This is a genomic window from Actinomadura sediminis, assembly GCF_042675525.1.
Lineage (GTDB): Bacteria > Actinomycetota > Actinomycetes > Streptosporangiales > Streptosporangiaceae > Spirillospora > Spirillospora sediminis.
On the sequence record NZ_JBHTJA010000013.1, the window covers coordinates 1 to 23,184 of the forward strand.

23 protein-coding genes and 1 pseudogene are annotated in these 23,184 nt (G+C 75.5%); 8 read left to right on the forward strand and 16 right to left on the reverse strand.

The genetic code is table 11. The annotated features are described in order from the left end of the window. Positions 1 to 20 precede the first annotated feature (20 nt). A complete protein-coding gene (locus tag ACFQ11_RS09710) occupies positions 21 to 824 on the reverse strand; it encodes an anti-sigma factor family protein (protein WP_378297668.1) in 804 nt (267 codons plus the stop codon). A gap of 253 nt (positions 825 to 1,077) precedes the next feature. After that, positions 1,078 to 1,689 (reverse strand): annotated as a pseudogene (gene sigE / locus ACFQ11_RS09715) (RNA polymerase sigma factor SigE); the annotation flags it as partial. A gap of 249 nt (positions 1,690 to 1,938) precedes the next feature. Between sigE and ACFQ11_RS09720 the strand changes: the two are divergent. Further along, positions 1,939 to 2,541 (forward strand): O-methyltransferase, encoded by a 603-nt coding sequence (locus tag ACFQ11_RS09720; RefSeq protein WP_378297669.1) that lies wholly within the window; start codon positions 1,939 to 1,941, stop codon positions 2,539 to 2,541. Positions 2,542 to 2,546: 5 nt separating this feature from the next. Beyond that, positions 2,547 to 3,248 (forward strand): hypothetical protein, encoded by a 702-nt coding sequence (locus tag ACFQ11_RS09725; RefSeq protein WP_378297670.1) that lies wholly within the window; start codon positions 2,547 to 2,549, stop codon positions 3,246 to 3,248. A 48-nt stretch (positions 3,249 to 3,296) separates the two neighbouring features. On the opposite strand, the gene ACFQ11_RS09730 is transcribed toward ACFQ11_RS09725, so the two are convergent. Next, on the reverse strand, positions 3,297 to 4,763 hold the full coding sequence (locus tag ACFQ11_RS09730; protein WP_378297671.1) for a leucyl aminopeptidase: 1,467 nt from the start codon (positions 4,761 to 4,763) through the stop codon (positions 3,297 to 3,299). Positions 4,764 to 4,898: 135 nt separating this feature from the next. Next, positions 4,899 to 5,066, reverse strand: a complete 168-nt coding sequence (locus ACFQ11_RS09735; protein ID WP_075898952.1) for a DUF3117 domain-containing protein — start codon at positions 5,064 to 5,066, stop codon at positions 4,899 to 4,901. Between the two features lie 305 nt (positions 5,067 to 5,371). Here ACFQ11_RS09735 and ACFQ11_RS09740 point away from each other — a divergent pair, with 305 nt between their 5' ends. Beyond that, positions 5,372 to 6,157: an enoyl-CoA hydratase-related protein gene (locus ACFQ11_RS09740; protein WP_378297672.1), complete on the forward strand. Its 786-nt coding sequence runs from the start codon at positions 5,372 to 5,374 to the stop codon at positions 6,155 to 6,157. Positions 6,158 to 6,234: 77 nt separating this feature from the next. Here the strand turns inward: ACFQ11_RS09740 and ACFQ11_RS09745 are convergent, their stop codons facing one another. Genes ACFQ11_RS09745 through ACFQ11_RS09760 form a run of 4 tightly spaced genes read right to left on the reverse strand, consistent with a single transcriptional unit; the run spans position 6,235 to position 10,464 of the window. Next, a complete protein-coding gene (locus ACFQ11_RS09745; RefSeq protein WP_378297673.1) occupies positions 6,235 to 6,882 on the reverse strand; it encodes a response regulator in 648 nt (215 codons plus the stop codon). Continuing rightward, entirely contained in the window at positions 6,870 to 8,150 is a 1,281-nt protein-coding gene (locus ACFQ11_RS09750) for a sensor histidine kinase (RefSeq protein WP_378297674.1), read from the reverse strand. The genes ACFQ11_RS09745 and ACFQ11_RS09750 overlap by 13 nt, the downstream gene beginning before the upstream one ends. A 2-nt stretch (positions 8,151 to 8,152) precedes the next feature. After that, complete coding sequence (locus tag ACFQ11_RS09755) at positions 8,153 to 9,235, reverse strand: glycosyltransferase family 4 protein (protein ID WP_378297675.1); 1,083 nt, start codon at positions 9,233 to 9,235, stop codon at positions 8,153 to 8,155. Further along, the gene (locus ACFQ11_RS09760; RefSeq protein WP_378297676.1) at positions 9,220 to 10,464 is read right to left on the reverse strand and encodes a glycosyltransferase 87 family protein; all 1,245 of its coding nucleotides are present in this window, start codon (positions 10,462 to 10,464) and stop codon (positions 9,220 to 9,222) included. Before ACFQ11_RS09760 ends, ACFQ11_RS09755 begins: the two co-directional genes overlap by 16 nt. A 173-nt stretch (positions 10,465 to 10,637) precedes the next feature. Between ACFQ11_RS09760 and ACFQ11_RS09765 the strand changes: the two genes are divergently transcribed. Both ACFQ11_RS09765 and ACFQ11_RS09770 read left to right on the forward strand, forming a co-directional pair. Then, positions 10,638 to 11,402, forward strand: a complete 765-nt coding sequence (locus tag ACFQ11_RS09765; protein WP_378297677.1) for an ABC transporter ATP-binding protein — start codon at positions 10,638 to 10,640, stop codon at positions 11,400 to 11,402. A gap of 5 nt (positions 11,403 to 11,407) precedes the next feature. Then, positions 11,408 to 13,969: an FtsX-like permease family protein gene (locus ACFQ11_RS09770; protein WP_378297678.1), complete on the forward strand. Its 2,562-nt coding sequence runs from the start codon at positions 11,408 to 11,410 to the stop codon at positions 13,967 to 13,969. A 39-nt stretch (positions 13,970 to 14,008) separates the two neighbouring features. Here ACFQ11_RS09770 and ACFQ11_RS09775 read toward each other — a convergent pair whose 3' ends face one another. Both ACFQ11_RS09775 and ACFQ11_RS09780 read right to left on the reverse strand, forming a co-directional pair. Continuing rightward, entirely contained in the window at positions 14,009 to 14,584 is a 576-nt protein-coding gene (locus tag ACFQ11_RS09775) for a DNA-3-methyladenine glycosylase I (RefSeq protein WP_378297679.1), read from the reverse strand. Further along, the gene (locus ACFQ11_RS09780) at positions 14,581 to 15,030 is read right to left on the reverse strand and encodes a hypothetical protein (RefSeq protein ID WP_378297680.1); all 450 of its coding nucleotides are present in this window, start codon (positions 15,028 to 15,030) and stop codon (positions 14,581 to 14,583) included. The genes ACFQ11_RS09775 and ACFQ11_RS09780 overlap by 4 nt, the downstream gene beginning before the upstream one ends. 93 nt (positions 15,031 to 15,123) lie before the next feature. Between ACFQ11_RS09780 and ACFQ11_RS09785 the strand changes: the two genes are divergently transcribed. Next, entirely contained in the window at positions 15,124 to 15,444 is a 321-nt protein-coding gene (locus ACFQ11_RS09785) for a hypothetical protein (protein WP_378297681.1), read from the forward strand. A gap of 1 nt (position 15,445) precedes the next feature. Here ACFQ11_RS09785 and ACFQ11_RS09790 read toward each other — a convergent pair whose 3' ends face one another. The 5 genes from ACFQ11_RS09790 to dapE all read right to left on the reverse strand — a co-directional run bounded on the left by ACFQ11_RS09790 (position 15,446) and on the right by dapE (position 20,599). Further along, positions 15,446 to 16,771, reverse strand: a complete 1,326-nt coding sequence (locus tag ACFQ11_RS09790; RefSeq protein ID WP_378297682.1) for an alkaline phosphatase PhoX — start codon at positions 16,769 to 16,771, stop codon at positions 15,446 to 15,448. A 128-nt stretch (positions 16,772 to 16,899) separates the two neighbouring features. Continuing rightward, positions 16,900 to 17,970, reverse strand: a complete 1,071-nt coding sequence (locus ACFQ11_RS09795; protein WP_378297683.1) for a S1C family serine protease — start codon at positions 17,968 to 17,970, stop codon at positions 16,900 to 16,902. Between the two features lie 97 nt (positions 17,971 to 18,067). Next, the gene (locus ACFQ11_RS09800) at positions 18,068 to 18,664 is read right to left on the reverse strand and encodes an LOG family protein (protein WP_378297684.1); all 597 of its coding nucleotides are present in this window, start codon (positions 18,662 to 18,664) and stop codon (positions 18,068 to 18,070) included. Further along, a complete protein-coding gene (locus tag ACFQ11_RS09805; RefSeq protein WP_378297685.1) occupies positions 18,661 to 19,467 on the reverse strand; it encodes an LOG family protein in 807 nt (268 codons plus the stop codon). Before ACFQ11_RS09805 ends, ACFQ11_RS09800 begins: the two co-directional genes overlap by 4 nt. Positions 19,468 to 19,540: 73 nt before the next feature. Beyond that, a complete protein-coding gene (gene dapE / locus ACFQ11_RS09810; RefSeq protein ID WP_378297686.1) occupies positions 19,541 to 20,599 on the reverse strand; it encodes a succinyl-diaminopimelate desuccinylase in 1,059 nt (352 codons plus the stop codon). Between the two features lie 34 nt (positions 20,600 to 20,633). Between dapE and ACFQ11_RS09815 the strand changes: the two genes are divergently transcribed. After that, positions 20,634 to 21,317, forward strand: coding sequence for a 4'-phosphopantetheinyl transferase family protein (locus ACFQ11_RS09815; protein ID WP_378297687.1), 684 nt, complete (start codon positions 20,634 to 20,636; stop codon positions 21,315 to 21,317). A 101-nt stretch (positions 21,318 to 21,418) separates the two neighbouring features. Here the strand turns inward: ACFQ11_RS09815 and ACFQ11_RS09820 are convergent, their stop codons facing one another. Then, a complete protein-coding gene (locus tag ACFQ11_RS09820; protein WP_378297688.1) occupies positions 21,419 to 22,252 on the reverse strand; it encodes a 2,3,4,5-tetrahydropyridine-2,6-dicarboxylate N-succinyltransferase in 834 nt (277 codons plus the stop codon). Between the two features lie 43 nt (positions 22,253 to 22,295). Between ACFQ11_RS09820 and ACFQ11_RS09825 the strand changes: the two genes are divergently transcribed. Next, the gene (locus ACFQ11_RS09825; RefSeq protein WP_378297689.1) at positions 22,296 to 23,183 is read left to right on the forward strand and encodes a hypothetical protein; all 888 of its coding nucleotides are present in this window, start codon (positions 22,296 to 22,298) and stop codon (positions 23,181 to 23,183) included. Position 23,184 lies beyond the last annotated feature (1 nt).

Genomic DNA, 23,184 nt, shown 5'->3' on the forward strand with positions numbered 1-23,184 from the left:
CGCCGCGCTGGACGCGGCCGTCACGGCCCCGCGGGGACCGGAACGGACGTGACCGGGGAGGCGATCGGCGTCGCGCCCGGGGTCGTCGCGCCCGGCGTCGGGGCGGCGGGCACGACCGCGCCCGGCGACGCGTCGGCCGGCACCGGGGAGCCGGTGCGGCCGAGCGGCCGGGGATCGGTGCCGGTCACGGGCGCGTCGCCCGAGGTCATCGCGTGCTCGACGGCGAACCGGTCGAACTCGGGGGTGATCGCGGGGCCCGGCCGGCCGCCGCCCGCCGCGTACGAGGCGGTGCCGAGGCCGAGGGCGAGCGTCGCCGCGCCCATCACCAGGAAGCGGCGGCGGGGACGGGCGAGGGCGGCGGCGTGCCCGGCGGGACGCGTGTCGCGCGGGCCCGCGAACGCCGCGGCGCGGACGGGACGGGACGGGCGGCCGGATGATCGTCGCGGCCGTGCGGGACGTCCTCGCGTGGCAGGGGGTTCGCCGAACGGGCCACCGGGTTCGCCGTGCGGGCCGGGTTCGCCGGACCGCCCGGGAATCGCGAACGGGTCCGGAACCTCGGACGCGCCGGGCGGCGGGGACCCGGAGGGCGCGGCGGTCTCGCCCAGGGCGCGGAGCCGGGTGAGGAAGTCGTCGGTGGGAAGGTCGTCGGCGCCGGGCTCGGGGGCTCCCCCGAGCCCGCGCAGGCGTCCCTTGAGGCTGCGCAGGGTGGCGGCCTCCGCCCGGCAGCGGGCGCACACCGCGAGATGGGCGTGGGCCCGCTCGCGCTCGTCGTGTCCCAGCTCACCGTCGACCAGGGCGGTCAGACGTTCCCCCAGACAACTCACGCGGCTCCCTCGTCGTTCTGTCAGGTCGTGCGCGGCGCGGCTCCGTGCGCCGGTTCGCTTACGCGTCCTCCGGCCGGTGGCCCGCGGCGGTGATGCCCCCGTGCGTCCCCGCGCCGGGCGCGGCCGCGGTGACGCCGGCCGCGGACGCCCCCGCGTGCGCGACCGTGTCGACCGGCGTGTCGGCCGGGTCTTCCGTTGCGGCGTCCGCCGCGGCGGCCACCGGGAACCGCTCGTTCCGCGTGCCGGGCCGGCGGCGGGTCGGCGCGCGGTGGTCGAGCGCCTCGCGGAGCTGCGCGCGGCCCCGGTGGATCCGGCTGCGGACGGTGCCGAGCTTCACCCCGAGGGTGGCGGAGATCTCCTCGTAGGAGAGGCCTTCGATGTCGCAGAGCACGACGGCGGCGCGGTACTCGGGCGCGAGGGCGTCGAGCGCGGCCTGGACGTCGGCGTCGAAGTTGGTGTCGTCGTACGCCTGCGCCGGGGTCGGCTCGCGGCCCTGGATCCGCTCGGCGGCGTCGTCGGCGAGGCCCTCGAACCGGATGCGCTGCTTGCGGCGCGCCTGGTCGAGGAACAGGTTCGTGGTGATGCGGTGCAGCCAGCCCTCGAACGTGCCGGGCGTGTAGTTCGCCAGGGACCGGAAGACACGGACGAAGACCTCCTGCGTGAGGTCTTCGGCGTCGTGCTGGTTGCCGGTCAGCCGGTAGGCGAGCCGGTACACGCGGCCGGAATGCTCGCGGACGACCTCGTCCCAGGACGGCGGCGCCCACTCGGCCTCGGGGGCGTTCTCGCGCGTGCGGGCGGCGCTGTTGAGCCCCTGCCTGGCGCCGACGCCCACAGCGCTTCGGAAACTGAGTGCTGCGACTCCCATGGTGCCGGGCTGTTCCTCTCTGGTGTCATCCAAGACGTCGTCTTGGTACGGCACGCTCTCGCCGGGGCTGGGCGGCTGCGCCGGTTCGACGGCTGTTCTCCCGTCCATCAGGGGTGGACGCGTTCGCTGGTTACAACGCGCTGAAACGCCAGTTGGTTCCCTGTCAACGATATGGTCTTTCCAGCATGAGCCAGGCGGGGGTCCCGCGAGGAGGCAGCCATCGACGCCATTCAGGCCACCCTGGCCTACGTGGAGGATTTCCACCCCGAGGACGAACCGCTCCGGGACGCCCGGCGGCGCGGGGAGGAGGTCGGCGCGCAGCCGATCGGTGCGGCCGGCGGCGCGGCGCTGCGCTTCCTGGCGACGCTGCTCGGGGCCCGCACGGTCGTGGAGGTCGGCTCGGGCTGCGGCGTGTCCGGTGTGTACCTGATGCGCGGGATGCCGCCGGACGCGGTGCTGACGAGCGTGGACATCGAGCCCGAGAACCAGCGGCTGGCGAAGCAGGCGTACCGGGAGGCGGGCCTCGGCTCGTTCCGCACCCGCATGATCAGCGGCCCGGCTCTGGAGGTGCTGCCGCGGCTCACCGACGGCGCCTACGACATGGTGTTCTGCGACGCGGTGAAGCAGGAGTACCCCGAGTACCTGACGGCGGCGCTGCGGCTGCTGCGGCCAGGCGGCGTCGTCGCGTTCGACAACGCGCTGTGGCACCACCGGGTGGCCGACGCGCAGGTCCGCGACCCCGTCACGGAGGCGATCCGGGACGTGCACCGGATGATCGCCGACGACGAGCGGCTCGTCCCGCTGCTGATCCCGGTCGGCGACGGCCTGCTCTGCGCCGTCAAGCGCGGCTGACCGCCATGGACGGCACCGACGCCGACCCCGCTCGCAACGACACGGCCCGCGACGACACCGCCCGCGACGACACCGGCGACACCGGCAGGACCGCGGGCACCGCTGCGGGCGCGGACGCCGACGGGGTGTTCGCCGTGCGCGACCGGACCGGGTGGCGGGGCGTCTGGCGGGCGCTGGCGCTGGCGATCCTGTTCCTGGCGTCGGTGGGCTTCGCCTCGGGCGGGGTGGTGCGCGGACTCGGCTTCGGGAGCGCGGTGTTCGTCGTGCTCGGGGCCGCCGGGGTCGTCCTGTTCGGGTGGGGCCTGCTGGTGGCGCTCGGGGAGCTGACCGCGCGGCGTCCCGTCCTGGAGTTCGACGCGGCCGGGGTGCGGCGCCCGGCGCGCTGGCCGCTGCCGAAGCGGGCGGCGCGGACGCTGCCGTGGGACGACGTCGCGGCGATGGCGGCGATCCGGCGCGGGGTCACGGGGGCGCGCGGCGGCGTCCGCGACCACCTGGTGTTCCTGCCGACGCCGGAGCTGGCGGAACTGGCGCGGACGGCCGAGCGCCCGGCGCTCGTGGCGCTGACGCTGCGGGACGTCCCGGCGACGGCCGCCGCGGAACCGTGGGCGTTCTCCGTGGAGCCGGGCTGGGACGCGTCCCTCGCGGAGGTCGTCAAGCAGGCGCGGCGGCGCCGCCGGATCCCGGTGATCGACCGCCGCACGAAGTGACCGAAGTGACCGCGCGGCGGCCGCGCGGGCCGGGCGCCGCCGGCGCCGTCAGGACAGCCACTCCAGCAGCAGCCGGGTGCCGTACCCGGTGGCGCCGCGGGTGATCTCGGCGTCGTCGGACGCGGCGCGGCCGGGGCCCGCGATGTCCAGGTGGGCCCACGGGCGGTCGCCCGCGAACTCCCGCAGGAACAGCGCCGCGGTGATCGCGCCGCCGCCGTAGCCGCCGCGCCCGAGGTTGGCGAGGTCGGCGACGTCGGAGTCGAGCGCGGCGCGGTACTCGTCGGTGAGCGGCAGCCGCCACAGCGGCTCCCCGGCCGCGTCCCCGGCGGCGGTGAGGGCGGCGGCGAGGGCGTCGTCGGACGCGAACAGGGCCCCGTGCCTCAGCCCGAGCGCGACCTTCGCGGCGCCGGTGAGGGTCGCGACGTCGACGACGGCGTCGGCGTCCAGTTCGGCGGCGGCGTAGGCGAGCGCGTCGGCGAGGACGAGCCGTCCCTCGGCGTCGGTGTTGAGCACCTCCGACGTCCGGCCGCCGAAGTGGGTGATCACGTCGCCGGGGCGCATGGCCGACCCCGACGGCATGTTCTCGGCGGCGGCGACGAGACCGGTGACGCGGGCGCGGACGCCGAGGGCGCGCAGCGCGCTCATGGCGGCGATGACGGCGCCGCCGCCCGCCATGTCGGTCTTCATCGTCTTCATGCCCTCGCTGGGCTTGAGCTGGAGGCCGCCGGTGTCGAACGTGATGCCCTTGCCGACGAGGACGACGTGCCGGTCGGGCGTCCCGTCCGGGACGTACGTCAGCTCGATCAGCCGGGGCGGCCGGGCCGACCCGGCCCCGACGGCGAGGAGGCCGCCGAACCCGCCTTCGGCGAGCTCCTTCTCGTCCCGGACGCGGATGCCGAGCCCGGCGTCGTCGGCGACGCGCGCGGCCCGCGCGGCGAGCCAGGAGGGGTCCTTCTCGGCGGACGGGGTGTTGGCGAGGTCGCGGGCGAGCGCGGTCGCGTGGGCGCGCGCGGCGCCGCGTTCGAGGGCGTCCGCACCGGCGCCGGGACCGGCCTCGGTCAGCACGACCAGTTCCCCGAGGGGGCCGGGGCCGGACGGCTCGCCGACCGTGAACCGGTAGGAGGCGAGCAGGGCGCCCTCCGCGAACGCCGCGAGGTCGCCGTCCGGGACGCCCGCGACGAGCGCGGCCCGGCCCCTGCCGCGGCGGGCCAGCGCGGCGCCGGCCCGGCGCAGGTCGGCCGGGCGCGCCTCGCCCACGCCGTACAGCAGCAGCTCGCGCACGCGGCCGTCCAGCGGCACGTGCGCGGACACGATCTCGCCCGGCTCGCCCTTGGCGCGGTGCAGGGTCAGCAGTTCGTCGAGGCCGAACGGGAGGAGCCCGGCGATCTCCGCCGCGGGCGCGACCGGGCCGTCCGGGCCGGAGCGGACGGGCACCGCGGCGGCCTCGGCCCCGAGCTCGGCGGCCGTCCCGGAGACGGTGCCGCCGGCTCCGCGGACACGGGTTTCGATGGGCATGACGACGATCCCCCCTGTGGTGACGCGTGTCTAGGTGATGCGACGTGCGAGACGGCGTGCGCCGGGCCGCGGAAACGGCGAAGGCCCCGGCGGCGTCGCCGGGACCGTCGCCGGCAAGCCGGGTGCGGCGGGGCGTCAGCCCACGACGTCTTTCAGGGCCTCGCCGAGGTCCTTGGCCTCGTCTGCGGAGAGCTCGACAACAAGGCGGCCGCCGCCTTCGAGCGGGACCCGCATGACGATTCCGCGCCCCTCCTTGGTCACTTCGAGCGGACCGTCTCCCGTCCGCGGCTTCATCGCCGCCATGCGTGTATCCCCTTCCTGCGTAGGGCCGCGACCTCGCCCAGCGTGTGCTCAGCGGTGGCCGCACGGCCGCCAGTCGCAACAAGCGTCATCAGTAGTGGTCCATTATCTCGTCTTCTGGGCGCGAAGTGGTAACGATCAGCCTCCAGATCGTGCTCGCCGCAGGTCCGCGGCCCTTTTCGGGGAAGGACCACGAGGTTGCGGGAATGGCGCCGGGACCGCCGTGCGGGCGGGATCGGCCCTTGCCCGCGACGTCCGGTTCGTCGATGGTTGCCGGAGAAGATCTACGAAAGAGCTGGAGGCGCCGAATGTCCGACACCGTGCTGTACGACGTGACCGATGCCGTCGCGACGATCACGCTGAACCGTCCCGACGGGATGAACTCGCTGACGTCGGAGATGAAGGACGCCCTGCGCGGGACCGTCGAGCGCGCGGCGTCCGACGGCGCGGCCCGCGCGGTGATCCTGACCGGCGCCGGGCGGGCGTTCTGCGCGGGCCAGGACCTGCGCGAGCACGCCGACAACCTCGCCGCCGGGCGGGACCTGAACAACACCGTCCGCGAGCAGTACAACCCGATCGTGCTCGGCATCGCGAACATGGGCAAGCCGGTCGTCGCGGCGGTGAACGGCGTCGCGGCGGGCGCGGGCGCGTCGCTGGCGCTGGCCTGCGACCTGGTCGTCGCGTCCGACAAGGCCCGGTTCGCGACGGCGTTCACCGGGATCGGGCTCGGCCCCGACAGCGGCATGTCGTGGACGCTGCCGCGGCTCGTCGGCCGCGCGAAGGCCGCCGAGCTGCTGCTGCTCGGCGAGCCCCTGAAGGCGCCCGAGGCGCTCGAACTGGGCCTGGTCAACCGGGTGGTCCCGGCGGACGAGCTCGCCCCCGCGGCCGTCGAGCTGGCCCGGCGCCTCGCCGCCGGCCCCACCGCCGCGTACGCCGCGGTGAAGGCGGCGCTCGGCCACGCGGCGACGCACGGCCTCGCGTCCGCGCTCGCCAAGGAGGCCGACCTGCAGGACGAGGCCGTCCGGACGTCCGACCACCGCAACGCCACCGCGGCGTTCCTGAAGAAGGAGCAGCCGGCGTTCGAGGGCCGCTGATCCGCTGAGACGAGGGCCGCTGAGACGAGGGCCGCTGAGACGAGGGCCGCTGAGACGAGGGCCGCTGACGCGGGGCGCTAGGACTCCTCGCGCAGGTAGGCGAGGACGGCGCGGACGCGGCGGTGGTCGTCGGACGTCTGGTGCAGCTCGAGCTTCCCGAAGATCGACCCGACGTGCTTGACCACCGCCGCCTCGCCGACCACGAGGGCGCGGGCGATCGCGCCGTTGGAGCGTCCCTCCGCCATCAGCGCCAGCACCTCCCGCTCGCGCGCGGTGAGGCGCTCCAGCGGCGAGCGGTCCCGCCGCCGCGCGAGCAGCCGCCGCACCACCTCCGGGTCGATCACGGTGCCGCCCGCGGCGACCCGGTCGAGGGCGTCGACGAACTCGGCGACCTCCCCGACCCGGTCCTTCAGCAGGTAGCCGACCGCCCCGCCCGTCTGCAGGAGGTCCGCGGCGTAGGACTGCTCGACGTACTGCGACAGCACCAGGATCGGCAGGCCGGGATTCGCGGCGCGCAGCGCGAGCGCCGCCCGCAGGCCCTCGTCGCGGAAGCCGGGCGGCATCCGGACGTCCGTCAGCACGAGGTCCGGGGCGTGCTCGGCGACGGCGGCGGCCAGCGCGGGCGCGTCGGCGACGGCCGCGGCGACCTCGTGCCCGAACCGGCCGAGGATCTGGCCGAGGCCCTCGCGCAGCAGCACCGAGTCCTCGGCGATCACGACTCGCATGGGATCTCCACCCGCAGGATCGTAGGCCCACCGGGCGGGCTGGACAGCCGGACGGTCCCGTCGTACACGGCGACGCGGTCGGCGAGCCCCTGCAGGCCGCTGCCCCCGCCGTCGCCGCCGTCGCCACCGCCGTCGCCACCGCCGCCGTGGGCCGCCGCGCCGCCCGTCCCGTCGTCGCGCACCTCGATGTGCAGGCACCTCCGGCTCCGCCGCACGGTCACCCGGGCGCGGCTCGCCCCGCTGTGCTTGGCGACGTTCGCGAGCGCCTCGGCGACGACGAAGTACGCGGCCGACTCGATCGCCTCCGGCGGCCGTCCGGGCAGGTCGACGTCCACCTCGACCGGGACGGCCGACCGTTCGGCGAGCGACTCCACGGCGGCCCGCAGGCCCCGGTCGGTCAGCACGGACGGGTGGATGCCGCGCACGAGGTCGCGCAGTTCCTCGAGCGCCGCCCGCGCCTCGTCCTGCGCCTTCGCGGCCCACGCGCCGCCGCCGTCCAGCCTCGCCAGGCCCAGCGTCATGATCAGCCCGGTGAGGCGCTGCTGCGCGCCGTCGTGCAGGTCCCGCTCGATGCGCCGCCGCTCGGCCTCGAACGCGTCCGCCATCCGGGCCCGGGACGCCCGGACGGCCACGAGCTCCTCCTCGACCGGGCGGACGAGCAGCGCCCGGTCGAGCGCGGCCCGCGCCGCCGCCGCGACCGTCATCGCGTAGAAGCCGAGGACGACCATCAGCCCCCCGAACACGGCCACCGGCCACGCCTCGCCGCTCGTGTCGACCGTCCCGGCCGTCCCGTACTCGATCTGGTCGCCGTGCCCGACGAGCATCGGCGCGCCCGCCTGCACGACGCCGCCCACGAACAGCACGAGGGGCGCCATGACGGCCACCACCGACAGCAGGCCGGCCAGCACCGCGTGCCCCAGCTCCCGCCACGTCGCCGTCTCCCGCAGCCGGAACCGCAGCCAGGGCCGCAGCCCCGCCTCCCGCGGGTCGCGGTGCGGGGACGGCGCCGGGCGCGCATCGAGCAGCCGCAGCCGCCGCCGGTCCACCGCGCCGAGCCCGATCGCCGACAGCGGCACGCACAGCAGCAGGACGATCCCGATCCCGACGGGCGCGAGGAGCGCCCCGACCACCACCAGCACGATCGCCAGCAGCGTCCACAGGATCCCGGTGACCAGGCCGCTCAGCAGGTAGGCGAGCGACCGCCACGGCCACGCCGACAGCAGGAACCGCAGCGGGTTCCCCGCCATCGCACGCCACGGACTTCGCATGCTCAGACCGTAAGCTCCCGGAGCGTGCGGTACGTACGGTCCCAGCTCCACTCGTCACGCGCCCGCGCCCGTCCCTTCTCCCCCATCGCGCCCGGACGGACGAGCAGCTCGACGAGCCGCGCGGCGATCTCGTCCACCAACGCGGGATCCACCACGTACCCGGTCTCGCCGTGCCGGACGGTCTCCGGCGCGCCGCCCGAGTCGCCCGCGAGCACCGGCAGACCGGCGGCCGCGGCCTCCAGGAACACGATGCCGAGGCCCTCGGTCTCCAGCCCGAGCCGCCGCGACCGGCACGGCATCGCGAACGCGTCGGCGGCCGCGTAGTAGGGCGGCAGTTCCCGGTGCGGGACCGACCCGGCGAACACCACGCCCTCCCCCGCCGCCCGGCGCAGCCGGGCCTCGCGGGGCCCGCCCCCGACGATCAGCAGCGTCGCGCCCGGAACCGCCTCGCGCACGCGCGGCATCGCGCGGATCAGCCGGTCCTGCCCCTTGCGGGCGACGAGCCGCGACACGGTGAGGACGACCGGGCGATCGGCGAGCCCGAACCGGCGGCGCACGTCCGTCCCGTCCGCGTCCGGGCGGAACACCCCGGCGTCCACGCCGGGGACGAGCCGTTCGAGCCGCGCGCCCGGGCCGAGCGCGGGGGCGATCCGGCGGCGGGTGTGCTCGGTGAGGTACGTGACGACGTCGGCGCGCTCGCCGATCCTCCGCAGGACGCCCCGCGCGCCCGGCACCGCGGCCCACCACACCTCGTGCCCGTGCGTCGTCGCGACCGACGGCACGCCGAGCCGTCCGGCGAGCAGCCCGAGCGGCGCCGCCGCGCCGAACCAGACCCGGTCGCAGCCGTGGACGTCGATGAGCCGGCGGGCCGTCCGGGCCGTGCGGGGCGTCGGCAGGAGCGTCCGCGCCCGGTCCCGCACCACCGGGAACGGGAGCCCGCGGTCGAACTCCGCGGCGCCCGGCTCCGCCGACGTGTACACGACGACCTCGTCGGGCGGGAACCGGCGCGCCACCTCGAACACGAACGTCTCGATGCCGCCGCGCCGGGGCGGGAAGTCGTTGGTGACGATCAGGCAGCGAGCCACAGCTCCGCCTCCGTCCGCACGCGGGGACGCGCGGCGATCCGCGCCCACAGCACGAGCACCGCCGGGTACACGAGGTAGCCCCACCGGGACGCGGGCATCAGCGCGGTCGCCAGCGCGAGTCCCGCGGCCACCCGCAGCGCCGCCGCCCGCACGTCCGCCGGGGGCCGCACCGCCAGCGACACCGCCATGGCCGCCGCCGCGAGGACGAGCGCCGCGAGCGCCGCCGCGTGCCCGCCCGCCCCGAGGTCGGCGAGGAGCCGCCCGGGCAGCGGGCTGTCCGCGGGCGACGCGGCGCCCGCAAGCCCCATCGGGAACCGCACCGCGTTCTCGAGGAACCCCCGCGGGTCGGCGAGCGCCGGACCGGCGACCCCGGCCGCGAGCACCATCCCGGCCGCCGCGGCGAACCGCCGCCCGCCGGACCGGCGGTGGACGAGCAGCGCCGCGCAGACGGCGAGCACGGGCCACGCGGTCGGCTTCATCGCCCCCGCGACGCCCAGCACCGCCCCGGCCGCCGCCGGGTTCCCCCGCGCGGCGAGCGCGAGCCCGAGGCACGCCAGCCCGAGCACCGGCAGGTCGTCCCCGCCGACCGCGAGCGGCAGCGCCACCAGCGGGGACGCGGCGAGCAGCGTGAGCGGGCCGAGCGCCGTCCGGCCGCGCAGCAGGAGGGCGCTCGCGGCGAACAGCGCGACGAACGCGACGGTGAACACCACGCGGACGTCCACGCCGGTCAGCGCGGACGGCAGGCCGAGCACCGCCATCGCGGGAAGGTAGGGGTTGTACGCCTCGTAGCCCTCCCCCGGCTCCGGGACGCGGTAGGGCGTGCCGTGGTCGAGGAGGTGCGCGGCCGACCGCTCGACGACCCCGGCCTCCGGCTGCGCCTGCCCGGTCGCCACGAGCACCGCCAGCGGCGCCACCGCGGCCCCCGCGAACGCGAACCCCGCGACCGCTCCGGCGCGGGGGCGGAACCGGCCTGCCGCCGCCCCGAGCCGGGAGCCCGGAGGCGGCGCGTCCGGCCCGGGCCGCGCGGCGCCGGGTCGGTGGGCCCGGAGAGGGACGCCGCGGCGGGCGCGGAGGCGGGGGGCCGCGGACGCCAGGGCGGCGAGGGTGTAGGCCGCGGCGGCCAGGGCTCCCCACGTCCGGTGCGGGGGGAGGTGGGTGACGGCCGCCGTCGCCGCGGCGAAGGCGGCGCAGAGGGCGTAGAGGGCGGGGGTTCTGAACTGCGCTTTCACGCGTTCAAGGCAATCGCGGCGCGGCTCGCGGATCATTGGCGCGGGCCGACGGATCCGGGGTGGGGCCAGGTCTACCTCGGGTCTCCACCTGGGTGGAGCTACGGGTAACCCCACCCCGGATCCGGGAGTGCGCGCCAGTGCGGTGCCGGGCCCGCGCCGGTTGGCTTGAGGGCATGACGCAGACATCCGCCGCGCCGCCCGGCGCGGACACCGCCGAGCACGCGGCCGTGGCGATCGACCTTGTCAAGCGGTACGGGACGGGCGACGGCGCGGTGACGGCGCTGCGCGGGGTCTCGGCGGCGTTCCCGCGCGGCCGGTTCACCGCGATCATGGGGCCGTCCGGGTCGGGGAAGTCGACGTTCCTGCACTGCCTCGCGGGGCTCGACACCGTGACGTCGGGGTCGGTCCGGATCGGCGGGGTCGAGCTCACCGGGCTGTCGCGGACGAAGCTGACGCGGCTGCGGCGGGACCGGCTCGGGTTCGTGTTCCAGTCGTTCAACCTGCTGCCGATGCTGACGGCCGAGGAGAACATCCGGCTCACCGGGCGGCTCGGCGGCCGGAAGGCCGACCCCGCGTGGTTCGGCGCCCTCGTGGACGCCCTCGGCCTGCGGGGGCGCCTGGCGCACCGCCCGAGCGAGATGTCGGGCGGGCAGCAGCAGCGGGTCGCGGTGGCGCGGGCGCTGCTGACGCGCCCGGACGTCCTGTTCGCGGACGAGCCGACGGGCAACCTCGACTCCCGTTCGGGCGGCGAGGTGCTCGGGATCCTGCGGGCGGCGGTCGACGACTACGGGCAGACGGTGATCATGGTGACGCACGATCCGGCGGCGGCCGCGCACGCGGACCGGGCGCTGTTCCTCGCGGACGGCCGGATCGTGCACGAGCTCGCGGACCCGACGATCGACGGCGTCCACGCGGTGATGCGCCGGATGGAGGGCTGACCGCCATGTGGCTCATCGCGCGGCGCTCGTTCGCGGAGGGGTGGGGACGGCTCGTCGCGACGCTGCTCGCGGGCGTGTTCGCGATCGGGTTGATCGCCGGGTCGCTGCAGTTCGCGCTGCGGGCGCAGGCGGCGGTGTCGGGCAGCGACGCCGGCGAGTTCGCCCGGGCGGACGTGCTGGTGCAGGCCGGCGAGAGCGACCCGGGCGACCTGTACGCGGCGCCGGACGGACGGATCGCGCTCGAGCGGGTCGCGGGCCGCCCGGGAGTCGCGGCGGCGGCCGGGGACGCGCGGGTGCCGGTCACCGTGAGCGGGCGGGACGGCGACCCGGTCGTCCCGCCGGCCGGTGCGGGCACGACGCTGCGCCCGTGGATCGCGGAACCGTCGCTGAACGCGTACCGGCTCGAGTCGGGACGGGCGCCCGCGCGGGACGGCGAGGTCGCGGTCACCCGGCACGTCGCGCGGGCCGGGAAGATCGGCGTCGGCGGCGCGCTCTCGGTGCTGCTGCCGGATCGCGCCCGGACGATGACGGTCGTCGGGATCGTCACCGTGCAGGGCCGCGACGCGGTCGCGTCCGGCGACCTGGTGCTGGCGCCGCCGGAGACGGTGCGGCGCGCGGCCGGGCTGGAGCCGGGCGTGTGGCAGGCGGTGTGGGCGGACGCCGAGCCCGGGGTGTCGGCGGGCGAGCTGCGCGGGCGGCTGGCCCGCGACCTGCGCGGCGACGCGACCGTCCGGACGGCGCAGGACGTGCTGGAGTCGCATTCGGCGGACCTGCGGTCGACCGGGGCGTCGGTGGGCGGCGCGATCGGCACGATCGCGTCCGTGGCGGTGTTCGTCGGCCTGTTCGTGGTGGCGAACACGTTCGGCGCGCTCGTCCGGCAGCGGACGCCTCGGCTGGCGCTGCTCGGCGCGATCGGCGCCACCCCGCGGCAGCTCAAGCGGCTGATCCGGCTGGAGGCGCTAGCCGTGGGCGCCGTCGCGTCGCTCGGCGGGCTACTCGCCGGCTACCCGGTGTCGGCGCTGCTGACCCGTGCGTTCGCCGCGGACGGCTTCGACATCTCCGCCGCCGACCCGCAGGTCGGCTGGGTCGCGCTGGCGGTGCCCGTCGCGTCGGGGCTGCTGGTCACCCAGCTCGCGGCGGGACGGGCGGCGCGGCGGGCCGCCGCGGTGTCGCCGATGCGGGCGCTGCGGGCGGCGAGCACCGGCACCGGCGGCCGGCGGTGGCCCCGCCTCGCCGGCGCCCTCGCCGTGTTCGCCTGCGCCTGGATGTTCTTCGGGCCGGCCCTCGCCGTGCGGTACGCGGAGCCGCCCGGGATGGAGCGGACGATGGGCGTCGCGGTCCTCGTGCTGTTCGGCTGCATGACGACCGTGGCCGCGCTCGCCGTCCTCGCCCCGTTCTTCGTCGGCCCGCTCGGCGGCCTCGTCGGACGGGCCGGGACGGCGGTGAGCGGCGAGGCGGGGCGGCTCGCGCGCGCCACGATCACCCGCAGCCCGCGCCGCGTGGCGTCCGCCGCGTCGTCCCTCATGCTCGGCGTCGCGCTGGTCGCCGCCACCGCGCTGCTGACGCTGTCGGTGAACGACCGGTTCGCGGAGGCGGGCCGGGAGGTGCTGCGGGCCGACCACGCGATCGCGGCCACCGCCGCCGCGCCCGGCGGCGGGGGTTCGCTGCCCCGCGACCTCGCCGGGCGCGCCGCGGCCGTCCCGGGCGTGACGTCCGCGACGGCGCTGACCACGACCACCGCCACGATCGTCGGCGCGGCGGAGCTCACGGTGCCGTACCTGGCGGTGACGGGCGCGGACCAGCGGGACCTGCGCGCGACGCTCGACCTCGGCGGGAACCTGCGCCCGCTCGCCCCCGGCGAGATCGGCCTGTCGTCCGCGGTCATGGAGACGCACGGCCTGCGGGCGGGCGACCGGCTGGTGCTGCGGGGCGAGCGGGGCCGGGTGGCGCTGACGGTCGCGGGCGGCTACCACGATCCGTCGCACCTGTTCGCCGACCAGGCCCTCGTCGCGCCCGCCACGATGGCGCGGCTCGCGCCGAACGCGGCGGCGCAGGCGGTGCTGGTGCGCGGCGGCGACCGGGCCGCGCTCGCCCGCGCGGTCGCGGACGTCCCGGGCGCGGAGGTCCTCGGCCGGGACGCCTACATCGACGCGGCCGCCGACGGGATGACCAACGGGCTGACGGTCGTGTACGGCTTCATCGGGATGGCGCTCGTCCTCGCGCTGTTCGGGATGGCCGCGACCGTGTCGATGAGCGTCGGCGAGCGGACCCGCGAGTTCGGGCTGCTCGGCGCGGTCGGCGCGACGGCGCCGCAGATCCGCACGATCGTCCGGTGGGAGGCCGCCACGGTCGTGCTGCTCGGCGGCCTGCTGGGGCTGGGGGCCGCGCTCGGCACGATGGGCGTGCTGCACGCGGCGACCGGCAGCTCGTTCCTGCGCCCGACGGCGCCCTGGTGGCTGTTCGCGCTGATCGCCGCGGGCGCGGCCGCGGTGACCCTGGCGACGTCCGCGCTGCCCGCGCGCCGCGCGTCGGGCGTCCCGGTCCTGGCCGCCGCGAAGGCGGAGTGACCCGCGGGCGGCCCGGTGGGCGGCTCGGCGGTGGGCGGCTCAGCGGTGGGCGCCGCGCCGGTGGCAGCCGATCAGGTGGTCGTCGACCAGGCCGCACGCCTGCATGAGGGCGTAGGCGGTGGTGGGGCCGACGAACCGGAACCCGTGCCGCTTCAGCTCCTTCGCGAGCGCCTTCGAGCCGTCGGTGAAGGCGGGCACGTCGGCGGTGTCGGCGTGCCCGGGGGCGTCGGGGTCGGCGTAGCGCCAGGCGGTCGCGGCGAGCCCGCCGGGCAGGTCGAGGGCGGCGCGGGCGTTGCCGATGGCCGCCTCGATCTTCGCCCGGTTGCGGACGATCGCCGCGTCGCCGAGCAGCCGCTCCACGTCGTCCGGCCCGAACGCGGCGACCTTCTCGGGGTCGAAGCCGCAGAACGCGGCCCGGAACCCCTCGCGCTTGCGCAGGATCGTCAGCCACGACAGCCCCGACTGGAACGCCTCCAGGCAGAGCCGCTCGTAGAGCCCCTGGTCGTCGCGGACGGGACGGCCCCACTCCTCGTCGTGGTACGCGAGGTAGTCGGGCGGGCCCGCACCCCACGGGCAGCGGGCCAGGCCGTCCGCACCGGTGATCGCCGTCGTCACGGCCGCTCCCCCTCCTCCTCCGCGCGGTCCGCCGTCCGGTCGTCGCGCGGCTCCCCGGCGTCCGGGGGGACCTCGTCGGACGGGAGGGCGGTGGGTCCGGTGCTCTCCCGCAGGCCGTACAGGGCGCCGACCGACTCGCCGCCGCGCAGCCGCAGCGCGGCGTTCTCCCGGCGCAGCGCGTCGATCTCGGCGTCGCGGTCCGCCAGCACGCGGGCGAACCGCCGCACGGCCTCGTCGGTCAGGTCGGGCTGGTAGCCCCACAGGGTGCGCGGCAGCCGCAGGTACGCCACGTCCGCCTGCGTGATGGGCCACCCGTCGGCACCGAGGGTGAGCTGCGGGTGGTCGGGGTGCGTCGCCGCGAGCTCCCCGCCCCTGCCCATGGCGAGCACGACGACGGCGCCCAGCACGGCGACGGCCGCCAGCCCGAGGACCACAAGCACGATCATGCTCCGATCAGTCTACGCGTCGGTGCCGCCGGAGCGGCCCGGCCGCCCGGGGCGCGGGATCGTCCCCGTACAGATCGTGCCACGCTTGGGAGCATGGGGAAGCATGAGCCGGTGGCGCTGCTCGCGCCGGACGCGCGGGTGCCGGACGGGATCGTGGACGCGGGCACGGCGCCGCCGCCCGGCCGGGTCGCGGACCTGGCCGCCGCCGGGGAGAAGGTGCTGGTCACGCTGGAGACGGACGCGCGGGAGCCCGATCCCGGGCTGCTGGCCGCGGCGTCCGTCTACGCGTGGGCGGGAGCGCGGGCGCTGCGCGTCCCCGCGTCCCAGGCCGCCGCCGTGCGCGACGTCCTGGACATGGTGGCCTCCATCCGGGGGGAGCGGCCCCCGGCGGAGACGCGGCGCGGGCTGGCCTAGGTCAGCCGCGGATCTTGTTCCACGGGCCGGTGATGGCGAACGTCACGCCGGGGCCGCTCTGCCGGTTGGCGTAGAGGGTGCGGCCGTCGGGCGAGAACGTCACGCCGCAGAACTCGCTGCCGTTGGCGGCGTTGCGGGCGAACGTGAACGGCCTGTTGTCCTTCGTGGTGCCGACGAGGTGCTGCGCGCCGTCCCCGTCCTCGGCGATGATCACGCCGCCGCCGTAGGGGGAGACGACGATGTTGTCCGGGCCGTCGAACTTCGAGTCGGCCTTGAAGATGAGCTGCAGCTCGAACTCGTTCGTCTTCGGGTCGTACGTCCAGACCTGGCCCTTGTGGTCGCGGGCGGCGCCGTCGGACTTGTACGCGAAGCTGGCCGTGAACCACGCCTTGCCGTGCCCCCACCAGCAGCCCTCGAGCTTCTGGGTGCGGGTGATCTCGTGGCCGAACTGCTGGCGGATCGGGGTCTGCTTGGCGTACTTGTCCGGGATGGCCTTCCAGCGGACGTGCAGCTTCGTGCCGGGCTCGTCGATGAGCGACAGGTCCGGGACGTCCCGGACGTAGCCGACCTCGAGACGGCCGCCCTGCATGTACGCGTGGTAGTCGCCGCGGTGGGCGCGGGGACGGAACCGGTAGAACATGCCGAACGGGCGGGACGCGTCCTCGGTGAGGTACGCGGTGAGGGTGTGCGGGTCGACGCACACGGCCTCGTGCGCGAAGCGGCCCATCTCCTTCAGCGGCTCCGGCTTGGTGCGGCGCCCGTACGGGTCGACCTCGAACACCCAGCCGTGGCTCTTGCTCTCGCCGCTGAAGCCCTCGGTCTCCTCGCAGGTCAGCCAGGTGCCCCACGGGGTGACGCCGCCCGCGCAGTTCGTGGACGTCCCGGCGAGGCTGACGTACTGCGACTTCAGCTCGTCGCCGTTCTTCAGCAGCATCGTGGTGGTGCCGCCGAACGCCTCCGGGTCGTACACCAGCTCGTCCGGGGCGATCGCCTTGACGCCGCTGCGGGTCTGCTCGTGGTTGCGGACCACCAGCAGCTCGTTGTTCTTGCCGGTCGGGAACGTTCCCATGGCGTCGTGACGGCCGGGGACCCGGACGCCGTCGGAAATGGTGTCGCCCTCGACCGACAGCTCCTTGTACGAGAAGCCCCGGGGCAGGTCGAGAACGCCCTTGGGGTCGGGGACGAGCGGGCCGTAACCGTAGGCCTCGCCGGCGCCGGTGTCGGCGACCGCGGAGGTCTGGAAGATGGCGTCGAGGCTGCCGGCCATCGCGATGGACATCGCGCCTGCGGCGCCGCCCTTCATCACTCCACGACGGGTGACGGACATGAACGCTCCTTAGTGAGGGGATCGCGTGAGGGGATCACGCGGGAGCCTTCTCCGCCGTGCTTAACCGGACGTGAACGAGCGCACGCCGATCGGGAAACCCCCAGGACACAGTTGTTCTCGTGACGTCCTCAGGGCCGCTCGGACGCCGGCAGCTCACCGAGCGTCACCTTCACCTCCCGCTCCGTCCCGTCCGGTTCGCGAATCCGCACGGTGACGGTCCGCCCCGGTTCCAGGTTCGCGAGCACGGTCGTCAGCGCCGTCTGGTTCGGCGTCGGCGTCCCGTTCACGGCGAGGATCAGGTCCCCCTCCTCGATCCCGGCCCGGGCGGCGCCGCCGCCCTCGAGCACCTCCACCACCGCGACCGCGGACGCGCGCCCGCTCTCCGGGTCGACGATCGTCCGGACGACGACGCCGAGCGCCGCCCGTCCCGAGTTCGTCACCTCGCCGCTCCGGATCAGCTGCGGGACGATCCGCTTGACCGTGTTGCTCGGCGTCGCGAACCCGATCCCGTTCGCGGCGCCGCCGATGGACGGGTCGGACGCCGCCGCGGTCGGGATCCCGATCACCTCGCCGGTCAGCGTGACGAGCGCGCCTCCGCTGTTGCCGGGGTTGATCGGCGCGCTCGTCTGGATCGCGTCGGCGATGGTGGAGCCCTGGAAGTCGCCTTCGCCCCGCGTCGACACAGTCCGGTGCAGCGCGGACACGATCCCGTTCGTGACGCTCCCGGCGAGCCCGAGCGGGTTGCCCATGGCCAGCACGATCTGCCCCACCCGCGCCTTGCTCGAGTCGGCCCACTTCGCGGGCTTGAGGGACGCGCCGTCCACCTTCACCACGGCGAGGTCGTCCGGCGGGAACGCCCCGACGAGCCGCGCGTCCATCCGCTCGCCGCCGCTCGCCGCCGTCACCCGGATGCGCCGCGCCCCCGCGACGACGTGCGCGTTCGTGACGATGTGCCCCTGGCCGTCGAACACGACCCCGGAGCCCTCGCCCCGGTCCGTCTCGATCTTCACGACCGAGGGCAGGACGGCGTCCACGATCCGCTGGTACTGCTCCTGCAGGTCCGCCGCCGCGCCCGTCGCCGGGACGGACGAGCCCGCACCGGCGGTCGTCGCGCCGCCGCCCGCGTCGTCCCCGCCGGTGCACCCCGCGAGCAGCATCCCGCCCGCGACCGCCACCGCACACGTCTTCACCCTGGTCACGCCGTTCAAGGATCCACCTCCGCAGAGGCTTCTTCCCACCCAGCGAAGAACACGCGTCCAGACCGGATCCGGCCACGAACGCCGCGGGCCGCGCGCTTTACAGTTCGGCTTCGGCGTAGTCCTCGGGGGTGGCCTCGAGCCGGACCTGGGAGCGTTCCAGCAGGTCGAACGCCTCCGGGACGGTCGAGGCCCAACTGATCGCGTCGAACGCCCCCGGGCGGGTGAAGCCGTGCTCCGCGAGGCCCTTCATCAGTTCGCGCAGCGGCTCGTAGACGCCGACGGGGTCGAGGAGGACGATCGGCTTGTCGTGCATGCCGAGGGTGCGGGCCGTCCAGATCTCGAACAGCTCCTCGAGCGTCCCGATGCCGCCGGGCAGGACGAGGAACGCGTCGCTGCGGCGGTCCATCTCGCCCTTGCGGGCGCGCATGTCGGGGGTGACGATCAGTTCGTCGTTCTCCTCGTCGGAGATCTCGAGGTCGACCAGGCCCTCGGGGATCACCCCGACGGTGCGGGCGCCGCCGGCCCGCGCGGCGCGCGCCACGGCGCCCATGCACGACACCTGTGCGCCGCCGCTGACCAGGCTGTGGCCGCGCCGGGCCAGCTCGGCGCCGGCCTCGGCGGCCAGGTCGACGAAACGGCGGTCGATCCGGCTGCTCGACGCGCAGAACACGCAGACCGCGAGGGAGCCGCTCACGTGCCGTCGACCCCCTGCTCACCCGTCTCCCGGACCGCGGCCTTCTCCTCCAGCAGCCGCTCCTGCTCGAGGTGCCCCTCGACGATCACCTTGACGACCTCGTCGGGGTCGTCGGTGAGGTGGATCAGGTCCATGTCCTCGGCGGAGATCTTCCCGGACGGCAGCATCACGGCGCGGACCCAGTCGAGGAGGCCGCCCCAGAACTCGGTGCCGACGAGCACGATCGGGAACCGGGTGATCTTCTTGGTCTGGACGAGCGTGATCGCCTCGAACAGCTCGTCCAGCGTCCCGAACCCGCCCGGCAGGACGACGAACGCCTGCGAGTACTTCACGAACATCGTCTTGCGGACGAAGAAGTACCGGAACTCCAGGCCGATGTCGATGTGGTCGTTCATCTTCTGCTCGAAGGGCAGCTCGATGCCGAGACCGACCGACAGGCCGCCGCTGTCGTTGCAGCCCTTGTTCGCCGCCTCCATGATCCCCGGGCCGCCGCCGGTGATCACCGCGTAGCCGGCGTCGTGCAGCCGGGCGCCGATGTCGACCGCCATCTCGTACTCGGGCGTCCCCGGCTTGGTGCGGGCACTGCCGAACACGCTGACGGCCTTCGGCAGCTCCGCCAGCAGCCCGAAGCCCTCCACGAACTCGGCCTGGATGCGCAGCACCCGCCACGGGTCGGCGTGCACCCAGTCGGCCGGGCCGCGCGCGTCGAGCAGCCGCTGGTCGGTGGTGGTCTGCGGGACGGCGCTCCCGCGCAGCATGGCGGGCCCCTGCCGCCGGGATCGGCGAGTGTCTTCGGATGTCATGACCCCACCGTAATGGCGTCATGACCTCCGCCACCTCACCTTTACGGCGCGCTGCGCGGGCGGGCCCGGCGGATCAGGCGGTGAGCCAGGCGCGCATGCGGCGCTCGCAGTCGGCGATCAGCGGGATCTCGACGTACTCGTCCTTGGTGTGCGCGAGCGTCGGCTCCCCCGGCCCGTAGTTGACGGCCGGTACGCCCAGTTCGGCGAACCGCGCGACGTCCGTCCAGCCGAGCTTCGCCCGGACCTCCGCACCGGCGGCCCGGACGAACGCGTCCGCCGCCGGGTGCGTCAGCCCGGGACGCGCGGCGGGCGACGCGTCCGTGACCTTCACCGCGAACCCGTCGAAGATTCGCCTAAGGTACGCCTCCGCCTCATCCAGCGACTTGTCGGGCGCGAACCGGTAGTTCACCGTCACGACGCACTCGTCCGGCACGACGTTCCCCGCGACGCCCCCGCGGACGAACACCGCGTTCAGGCCCTCCCGGTATTCGAGCCCGTCCACGACCGGACGCGTGGGCTCGTACGCGCGCAGGACGTCCAGGATGCGTCCGGCCGAGTGGATCGCGTTCGACCCCATCCAGGCGCGCGCGCTGTGCGCCCGCTCCCCCGTCGCCGTCACCTCGACCCGGATGGTGCCCTGGCAGCCGCCCTCGATCAGCGCGCCCGTCGGCTCCATCAGGACGGCGAAGTCCCCCGCGAGCAGTTCGGGGCGTTCGGCGGCGAGCCGCCGCAGCCCGTTGCGCTCCGCCTCGATCTCCTCGCACTCGTAGAACACGAACGTGATGTCGCGCGTCGGCTCGCGCACGGCCGCGGCCAGCTTGAGCGCCACGGCGACGCCGCTCTTCATGTCGGTGGTGCCGCACCCGTACAGCCGGTCGCCCTCGACCCGCGACGGCAGGTTGCCGTTCAGCGGCACGGTGTCGAGATGCCCGGCCAGGACGACCCGTTCGGCGCGCCCCAGCCGCGTGCGGGCCACGACGTTGTGCCCGACCCGCTCGACGGCGAGGTGCGGCAGCGCCCGCAGCGCCTCCTCGACCGCGTCCGCGAGCGGCCCCTCCCCGCCGCTCACCGACACGATGTCGACGATCGCCGCCGTCAGGTCCGTCACGTCCGAGAACAGATCAAGCCGCATGGCCGACAAGCGTACGCGGCATAGGATCACCGGCGTGGAGACGCCCATCCAGGTGCACTGGTCGGCCCCCGCCGACGAGCCGCACATGCGCGACCTGCTGCCCGCCGCCGAACGCGCCCGCTACGACCGCTTCGCCCGCCCCGAGGACAAGGCCCGCTTCGTCACCGGGCGCTTCCTCGCCCGCACCGTCCTCGCCGCCCGGACGGGGCTCGCCCCCGAGTCGCTCGCGTTCACCACCGAGTGCCCGCACTGCGGCGCCGACCACGGCAAGCCCCGCCTCCCGGGCCACGACGTCGACTTCTCGCTCTCGCACTCCGGCGACCGCGTCGTCCTCGCCGTCGCCGAGGGCGTGCAGGTCGGCGTGGACGTCGAGCGCGAGAGCGACCGCGACATCGACCGCCTCGCCGAGATGGTCCTGGCCGCCCCCGAACGCGAGACCTTCGCCGCGCTGCCGCCCGAGCGGCGCCGCCGCGCCTTCCACACCTACTGGAGCCGCAAGGAGGCCGTCCTGAAGGCCACCGGCCACGGCCTGGCGGCCCCCATGACCGCCCTGCACCTCTCCGCGCCCGGCGCGGACCCGGAGGTCCTGGCCTGGGACGGCGACGCGGCCGTCCCGTCCGTCCGGCTGGCCGACCTGACCCCGGGCCCCGGCTACGCCGCGTCCCTGGCCGCGCTGACCCCCCATCCCTTGAAGGTCACCGAACACCCCCGCCCCTGACCGCCGGCCGCCCGGAGCGCCCAGCCGCCGACCCGGGCGCCGGGGCGCCCCCGCGCGGCCGTGGGCGCCCCCGGCCGCCGGAGGCCGCGCGGCGGGCCGGCTCAGCCGAGGCCGTGGTCGCGGAGGATGTCGTTCAGTTCCGCCTTGTTGTGCCGCTGGCCCTCTTCGAGCCGCTTGAGGATGAGCACCGCGGGCAGGCCGAAGGTGCCGCCCTTGAACTCCTTGGTGCGGGTGCCGCCGACGGCGACGCACCAGTCGGGGATGCGGCCGCGGCTGATCTCCTCGCCGGTCTCGACGTCGATGACCGGCATGGACGCCGACAGGTTCGTGCCCGAGCCGACGACGGCGCCCTTGCCCACCCGGGCGCCCTCGACGATCATCGAGCGGCTGCCGATCATGGCCTCGTCCTCGACGATGACGGGCTTGGCGTTCGGGGGCTCCAGCACGCCGCCGATGCCGACGCCGCCGGACAGGTGGACGTTCTTGCCGATCTGGGCGCACGAGCCGACGGTGGCCCAGGTGTCGACCATCGTGCCGGAGTCGACGTAGGCGCCGAAGTTCGTGAAGGACGGCATGAGGACGACGCCCGGCGCCAGGTACGCGCCCCAGCGGGCGATCGCGCCGGGCACGACGCGGACGCCGTCGAAGCGCCTCTTCAGCGGGATGCGGTCGTGGTACTGGAAGTCGCCGACCTGCGAACGCACCATGCCGAGCACCTTGAAGCTGAGCAGGATCGACCGCTTCGCGCGCTCGTCGACGACGACCTCGTCGGTCGATGGGTCGACGAAGGCCACGCGGGCCTCGCCGGTGTCGAGCTGGTCGACGGCCGCGGTGATGGCGGCGCGCGCGTCGGCGTCGTCCGGCGTGAGGTCGGCGCGCCGCTCCCACAGCTCGTCGATGACGTCGGAGATCGGGCTGGTGAACGTTTCGGTCATGCTCCCTGAGCTTACTTCGGCCTGTTGCCGGTACGGTCTTCGCGTGGCTGTATGGGCGAGGTCGAAGTCGCGTCCCGCGGAGGGACCGGGCGGCGTGCCGCGGCGCCGCCGGCGCTGGGCCGTCATCACGTCCGTCCTCCTCGTCGTGCTCGGCGGCGGCGCGTACGTGACGTACCAGTGGACGCGTCCGTACCTGCACGGGACGGGCTGCGAAGTGAGCACGACCGCGGGGAAGATGTCGCTGAGCCTGGAGCAGGGCGCGAACTCGGCCACGATCGCGGCGGTGGCGTTCCGCAAGGAGCTCCCGGAACGCGCCGTGGTGATCGCGTACGCGACCGCGATCCAGGAGTCGCACCTGCGGAACCTGGCGGGCGGCGACCGCGACTCGGTCGGCATGTTCCAGCAGCGCCCGTCGCAGGGCTGGGGCACGCCGGAGCAGCTCCGCGACCCGGTGGTGTCGACGAGCAAGTTCTACGACGGGCTCGTCAAGGTGAAGGACTACCTCGACAAGGACCTGCACATCGCCGCGCAGGAGGTGCAGCGCAGCGCGGACGGCAGCCTGTACCAGCAGCACGAGCCGGAGGGCGAGCTCCTGGCGGCGGCGTTCACGGGGAAGGAGCCCGCGACCGCGCGGTGCTGGTTCCCGCCGGGCGAGCGGACCGAGCCGCGCCGGGACGAGGCCGTGCGGGAGATGCGGCGGGCGTTCGGCGGCGGCCTGAAGGCGTCCCGCGGGGGTGCGGAGCCGTGGACGGCGCTGGCGGTGTCCGGCGAGCGGATCGGCTGGGCCGTCGCGTCGTGGGCGGTGACGCACGCGCAGATGTACGGGCTGACCGAGGTGCGGCACGCGGGCCGCGTGTGGCGGGCGGAGACGGGCCACGACGGCTGGAAGCCGGACCCGGACGCCCCGAAGGACAAGGTGATCATCCGCTGAC